The sequence below is a fragment of the Holdemania sp. genome (assembly GCF_986127675.1).
This window is the reverse complement of the sequence record NZ_CFQZWI010000132.1, coordinates 1-6,276: the sequence shown is the minus strand read 5'-3', so window position 1 is coordinate 6,276 and position 6,276 is coordinate 1. Positions and strand designations below refer to the sequence as shown.

5 protein-coding genes are annotated in these 6,276 nt (G+C 51.8%); all 5 read left to right on the top strand.

Annotated features, from left to right (window positions below; genetic code table 11):
- Positions 1-796 (top strand): ChbG/HpnK family deacetylase (locus AC5OW4_RS13865; protein ID WP_493677107.1); only part of this gene is annotated, 796 nt, incomplete at its 5' end.
- A 28-nt stretch (positions 797-824) separates the two neighbouring features.
- The gene (locus AC5OW4_RS13860; RefSeq protein ID WP_072684521.1) at positions 825-2,015 is read left to right on the top strand and encodes an N-acetylglucosamine-6-phosphate deacetylase; all 1,191 of its coding nucleotides are present in this window, start codon (positions 825-827) and stop codon (positions 2,013-2,015) included.
- Positions 2,016-2,044: 29 nt separating this feature from the next.
- Positions 2,045-3,433, top strand: a complete 1,389-nt coding sequence (locus AC5OW4_RS13855; RefSeq protein WP_072684520.1) for an MATE family efflux transporter — start codon at positions 2,045-2,047, stop codon at positions 3,431-3,433.
- The gene (locus AC5OW4_RS13850) at positions 3,426-4,040 is read left to right on the top strand and encodes a hypothetical protein (protein ID WP_072684519.1); all 615 of its coding nucleotides are present in this window, start codon (positions 3,426-3,428) and stop codon (positions 4,038-4,040) included. The genes AC5OW4_RS13855 and AC5OW4_RS13850 overlap by 8 nt, the downstream gene beginning before the upstream one ends.
- Before the next feature lie 370 nt (positions 4,041-4,410).
- On the top strand, positions 4,411-6,276 hold a 1,866-nt coding region (locus tag AC5OW4_RS13845; RefSeq protein ID WP_493677106.1), incomplete at its 3' end, for an alpha/beta hydrolase family protein.

Here is a 6,276-nt window from a genome sequence, read left to right as displayed (position 1 = left end):
CTGGAGTTCAGACGTGTGCTCTTCCGATCTCACCCTGACATGCACCGGGATGTTTACCAATATGGAAATTGCGCCGTGGGCCGCGCAGTTCATCAAGGAAAGACCTGATTTCTGCTTCGGGATCGACTTCAATCTCGTTGCCGGGCCATCCTGTGCACCGGCTGAGAAAATTCCGCATCTCGTCGATGAAAACGGACGCCTGATCCGCTCGAATATTCGGATTCATGATCCCCGCTGGCAAAGTGAGGAAGGCCGCGCGGAATTATTCCCTTACGATGAAGTCTATACGGAGATCAAAGCGCAGTACGATTGCTTTATCGCGCTGACCGGACGCAAACCAGGCTATTTAAACGGCCATTCGATTGTAGCGGAAACAATGCTTAAAGCGATGCGCAAGATTGCTGAGGATGAAGATCTGCCATTTGCCTTTGATTTTATGCAGATGGCGTTTACGACCTTCTCACTGCCGGAGGAGGAAGAGGAGAAAACCAACGCATCGGTATCGAAAGTCTTTGACCCTCAAGCGCAGCTGAAAAAAGATCCGTTAGGAAAATTCCTGAAATATAAAGACGAGCTTTTAAAACACGAGTATGTTCTGGCTGGGGGGCATCCGGGATATGTCGACGCCGACCTGTTCAGCCAGACCTCGTTGTCGATCGAGCGGTGCAAGGATCTGGAATTCGTCACTTCGCCGCTGATGAAAGCATTCGTTGCAGAAAATCATGTCGAACTCATCGACTATTACGACGTGGCGGAAGCCATGAAGCAGGGCTTGATCAAAAACGCTGAAAAATAGAGAACGGTGTTTTAGAAGGGAGAAAATTATGTATATTCAATCGACGAGAATCGTTACGCCGCAGGGCTGCGTCAGCGGAATCCTGCATCTGGAGCAGGGAAAGATTGTTGAGCTTCTGGATGTTCACAGTCCTGTTACGGTCGATTTGGACGTTCAGGACAATCGGATTTTGCCGGGAATTATTGATACACATAACCATGGAACACTGGGCTATGGCGCGATGGGCTTTGAGGGCGACATCGAAAAGGAGCTGCGCGGATATTTAAAGGGACTGGCCTCCCAGGGCGTGACCGGCGTGCTGCCGACAACGGATTTCGCCGGCTTTGAAACGGTCGCGAAGCTTGCGGAGGAAGACGTGGACGGCGCAAAGGTGCTGGGTATTCATTCCGAAGGTCCATACCTCAACCGCGTCGGTGAAAAGGGCGTGGATACGGGACATCCGGATATCGATCTGGACGAGCTGAAACAAAACGTCGCGAAAGCGCGCGGCAAGCTGAAATTGTTCGCAATCGCGCCGGAATTGCCTAAGGCCCGCGAAGCCATCGAGTATTTGACCGGCGAGGGCGTGCGGGTAGCTTTCGCTCATAGCAATATGATGCTGGAGGAAGCCAACGAAGCGTTCAGCTGGGGCATCACCGTTTCGACGCACACTGCGAACGTCATGAGCGGGATCCATCACCGCAACATGGGCGGATTGGGCGCCTGTCTGCTGAACGACGAGCTTTATAATGAAGTGATCTGCGATGGCAAGCATATCTGCAATGCGATGCTGGAATTGATGTTCAGGATGAAGCGTGATCCGTTTAATCACTTCCTGATGGTGTCGGACTGCTCGAATCTGTCGGGCGCGCCGGTTGGAAAATTCCGGATGATGGAAGGCTTCCCGGACGTCAATATCACGCCGGACGGCTATTGCCTTTCGGATACCGGGCGGTTGTGCGGATCGACAATGCCGGTGCTGAAAGGAATTGAGAATCTGGTTGAAAACGTCGGAATCGGAATGAAATATGCGGCGCGGATGGCCAGCCGCAACCCGGCGCTGGTTTACGGCTATCCTGACAAGGGCGTGCTGGAAGCCGGAAAGGATGCGGATCTGATCGTGATCGACGATCAATACCGTTGTCTGTACACGTTCAGCGAGGGCCGCTGCGTTTATGACCGGCAGAAGGAAGGCGACGTGTTCAATCAGGAATTCCTGAAAACGCACCGGGTCGCTTAGCCTGAAAGCAGGAAAAAACAGGCGATCGCATGAAAGCTGACACCTATTTACTGGCCCATGAAAAGATCGGAACGGCGATGATCAAGCTCGCCGTTCCGGCGGTCATGGTTTCTGTTATCTCGCTGATTTACGAGCTGATCAATTCTTTTTTTATCGGCCGGCTGAACAACACGGCGATGCTGGCATCCATTTCGCTGTCGGCAACGCTGACACTGCTGATTTCCAAGATCGGCGAAGCGGCCGGCATCGGTGCGGCGAGCTATCTGGGCCGGCAGTTAGGCGCGAAGCAGGAAAATGTAGCGGCCGAAATCGTCCGTACGACGATCACGTTTACAACACTGTTTTCAATTTTGTTCACTATAGCGGCACTGTTACTTCTGAATCCATATCTCCGCTGGCAGACTCAGGATCCGGCCGTGCTTGACTATGGGCAGGCATATGGACTGATCATGATTCTGTTCGCGGTCTGTACCTCGTTATATACCGCGTGCATCCAGTTGTTCCGGGCTGTCGGCGATGTGAAGTATCCGATGGTGGTCATGGCCCTCAGCGTGCTTCTGAATATCCTTCTCGATCCATTTTTAATGTTTGATTTCGGCCTGGGTCTTGGCGTTGTGGGCGCGGCGATCGCCAGTGCAGCGGCACAGTTTGCGGCGTTGGCGCTATGCCTGCGGCGGTTATCGTCGAAACAGACGGCACTGCATTGGAAGCTGTTTGATTTTCACATCGACTGGCCGATCATCCGCGAGATCTTCTCCGTCGGCTTTGCGGTCTATGTGCGCAACCTGATGTCCAGCGCGGCGATTCTGGTTTTTACCAAGGTCGTGTTCACTTACGGCGTCGACTTCGCCGCCGGCTGCAACGTCGGGAAGTTTACGATGTATTTCGTCAATTTCTTTATTCAGGGCGTAGCGAACGGCTATCTGCCGCTGGCCTCATTTACGTATGGCGCAAAGGACTACCAGCGGCTGTGGGACGCGATCATCTGGAATCTCAAGGTGTTGACGGGCTATAGCCTGATCGCAATCGGATTAGTAGCGCTGTTTGCCCCGGCGTTTGTTTCGGTTTTTACAACCGGGCAGGCGGCGCAGAGTTATGGCGCTCAGTATCTGAAGGCGTATAATTGGTCGCTGCCAGTGTATTCGATTTATTATATTTTCACGATTACGCTGCAGGCGGCCGGAAAGGGGCGGGAGTCAATGATTCTGTCGCTGTTCCGACAGGGAATCATCTATGTTCCGCTGCTGCTTCTGCTTTCCAGGACGCTGGGTGAGACCGGTGTTTTTTACGCGCAGCCTGGTGCCGATTGGATTACGGTGCTGACGGCGGTAATTTTGTCACGATCGTTGATCCGTGAGATCTTCATGGGAAAGGAAAAGCAAAAGCGAGCTTCTTTTGCCGGGAAAAGTCATGTTTGAAGTATGGATTATCCTTGTCATTCTGATTTTGTTCGCATTGTCCATTGTCATCCCGAAACGGCTCCGCAGCCGGCTGGCCGGAGAACTGTCAAGCTGTCTGATGACACGGGATTTTGATCGATTTGACCGGTTAATTGAAAAACGGTCGGTGCAGTTTGTCTTCGATCCGTTTAATATTGACTTCATGAAATTAAACGCGGCACTGGTTAAGCAGGATCCGGCTGAGATTGACCGGCGGTTCGCTGATTTTGATCAATGCAGGCTGAATGACAAGCAAAAGGAAGCGGTATATTACAACGCGTTCTATTATTATGTCGCACGCTCGGATATTGCGAAGGTCAGGCTGTACGGCAACCGGCTTTTGAATTTAGCGACCTGTTCGGAAGCATTAAAAGCTGAAACACAGAAATATTACGCCGTGATGATCGATCATTCGTACGCGGATCTGGATGAAGATCTGGCTAAACTGGATCAGCTGGAGGGCGAAGAAAAAGCGAAAGCAGAATTTCTGATCTCCAAGATGTTTGAGAACAAAGGTGACAGTCAACAAGCGAAACTCTATTTAGACCGCTCCCTGACACATCTGCATCCGCAGACGTCAAAATAAATCGCGGCTGACATTATGACGAACAAACAGGGTGGCGGATTCAGCGATAGGACTCATTAATGAAATGGAAGACTGAACCGGAAGGATCTTGAAATAAGACCTGTGGCTTAGTCTTTTTTTGCTTGATTTGGAAATTAGTCGGACCGGCTGCGGTGCTGAGAGCTTATGTTACCCATCAGAAAGTGAGGAACCTGACTCTTCTGCGGCGTTTTTTATATAGACGAAGAAGATGAGGAAAAATCAAGAATGAATCTTGATATGTTGATGTAACAAAATGAAAGAATTTGAAAGAGAATGAAGAAAAAGTGAAAACCAGCGGAAAATCGAACTCAAACATGCTATACTAATACCATATTTTGGGGGTAAAAACATGAAAAAAATCCGCTTAGATCAATTCACGGAATATCGCTTTTGTTCTAATCTTCAAGCCGGACCGAAACCCAACACCGCGGCCTTCGTGGTGACGCAGGCCAACGGCGACAACGGGTATGACAACCATCTGTGGCTGCTGGAGGACGGGCAGGTCCGGCAGCTGACTTCATTTAACGAATCCAATTTTATCTGGGAAGATGAGGAAACGCTGTTGTTTGCTTCCCTGCGGGATTCGAAGGATAAAGAAGCGCTGGCTGCGGGCGAGGAGCGCACGGTTTTTTACCGGCTGAATATTCATCAGGGCGAAGCGCGGAAGGTGATGACGATTCCTTATACGGTCACCGGTTTTAAACGGATGAAGGACAGCCGGCTGCTTCTGACGATCCGCTATCATCTTGACTATTCCCGCATGGCTGAGCTGCCGGAACAGGAAAAGCAGGCGTTGTTAAAGAAGAAAAAAGAAGAACAGGATTATCAGATTGTGAGCGAAGCACCGTATTATTTTGACGGCGCCGGATTTACTAACGGACTGCGCAGCCGCCTGGCAGTCTGGGATCCGAAACGGGGAACCGTGGATTTCCTAACCTCGCCGACCTTTGCGGTTTCCGGACTGGAGCTGGAAGCGGAAACCAATCAGGTTGTTTTCTGGGGCGCGGATTTCACGACGGTCAAAGAAGTGAAGGACGGGATGTACCGGCTGGATCTCACGACGAAAACGATCGACTGCCTGATCGAACCGGGCCAGATGAAGATCAGCTTCACCCAGGGGTACTGCGGTGCGATTCTGGCTGCAATGAGCGATGGTGAAAAATATGGCGCGGGTGAAACGCCGAAACTATATTTAATTGATCCGCAGACCAAGGCCCGAACGCTGTTTAACGACAACGACGCGACGTTTGGCAATGCTGTCGGCACGGACTGCGCGTTTGGCGGCAGCGCGATGAAGAAGATTGCGGGCACGGATTTCTATGCCGTGATGACCGATGCTGATCATACGCCGCTGTTTCGCTTTGACAGTCAGGGACGCCGGACGGAGGCGCTGCCGTTTGACGGCGCGATCTTCGGTTTTGATCTGCAGGGAGATACGGCCTATTTGATCGCGATGAAAGACATGAAGCTGCAGGAAATTTACGAAGCAAACTTAAAGACGGGGGAATGCGTGCAGCGCTCGCATTTTAACGACGCGGCGCTGGCTGAATGTTATGTAGCGATGCCGAAACGGCTCGACTATGCGCAGACGCCGAATCCGCTTTGGGGCTGGGTGCTGGAGCCGAAGGACTATGATCCCTCGAAAAAATATCCGGCGATTCTGGATATTCACGGCGGGCCGCGCGGCTCCTATGGACCGGTCTTCTATCATGAAATGCAGCTGTGGGCCAACGAGGGCTACTTCGTCTTCTTCTGCAACGTCCATGGCTCTGATGGCCGCGGCGACGCGTTCGCCGATCTGCGCGGAAAATTCGGAACGATCGATTTCGACGATTTTATGCAGTTTACCGATGCCGTGCTGAAAGCCTATCCGCAGATCGATCCGAAACGTTTAGGCGTGACCGGCGGAAGCTACGGCGGCTACATGACCAACTGGATCATCGGTCATACGAACCGATTTGCGTGCGCAGCTTCGCAGCGTTCGATTTCCAACTGGGTCTCGGAAAACATGGTGTCCGACATCGGCTTCTCCTTCGGCAACGATCAGATGGATGCCACGCCGTGGAGCGATGTGAATAAGATCTGGGACCAGTCGCCGTTGAAGGCCGCGGATCAATGCGTTACCCCGACGCTGTTTATCCATTCGTTTGAAGACTACCGCTGTCCGATTCAGGAGGGCATGCAGATGTACAACGCGATTGTCCAAGATCGGAAG

Coding starts and splice junctions, on each gene's coding strand:
- AC5OW4_RS13860 (WP_072684521.1), top strand. CDS start 825: ATGTATATTCAATCGACGAGAATCGTTACGCCGCAGGGCTGCGTCAGC.
- AC5OW4_RS13855 (WP_072684520.1), top strand. CDS start 2,045: ATGAAAGCTGACACCTATTTACTGGCCCATGAAAAGATCGGAACGGCG.
- AC5OW4_RS13850 (WP_072684519.1), top strand. CDS start 3,426: ATGTTTGAAGTATGGATTATCCTTGTCATTCTGATTTTGTTCGCATTG.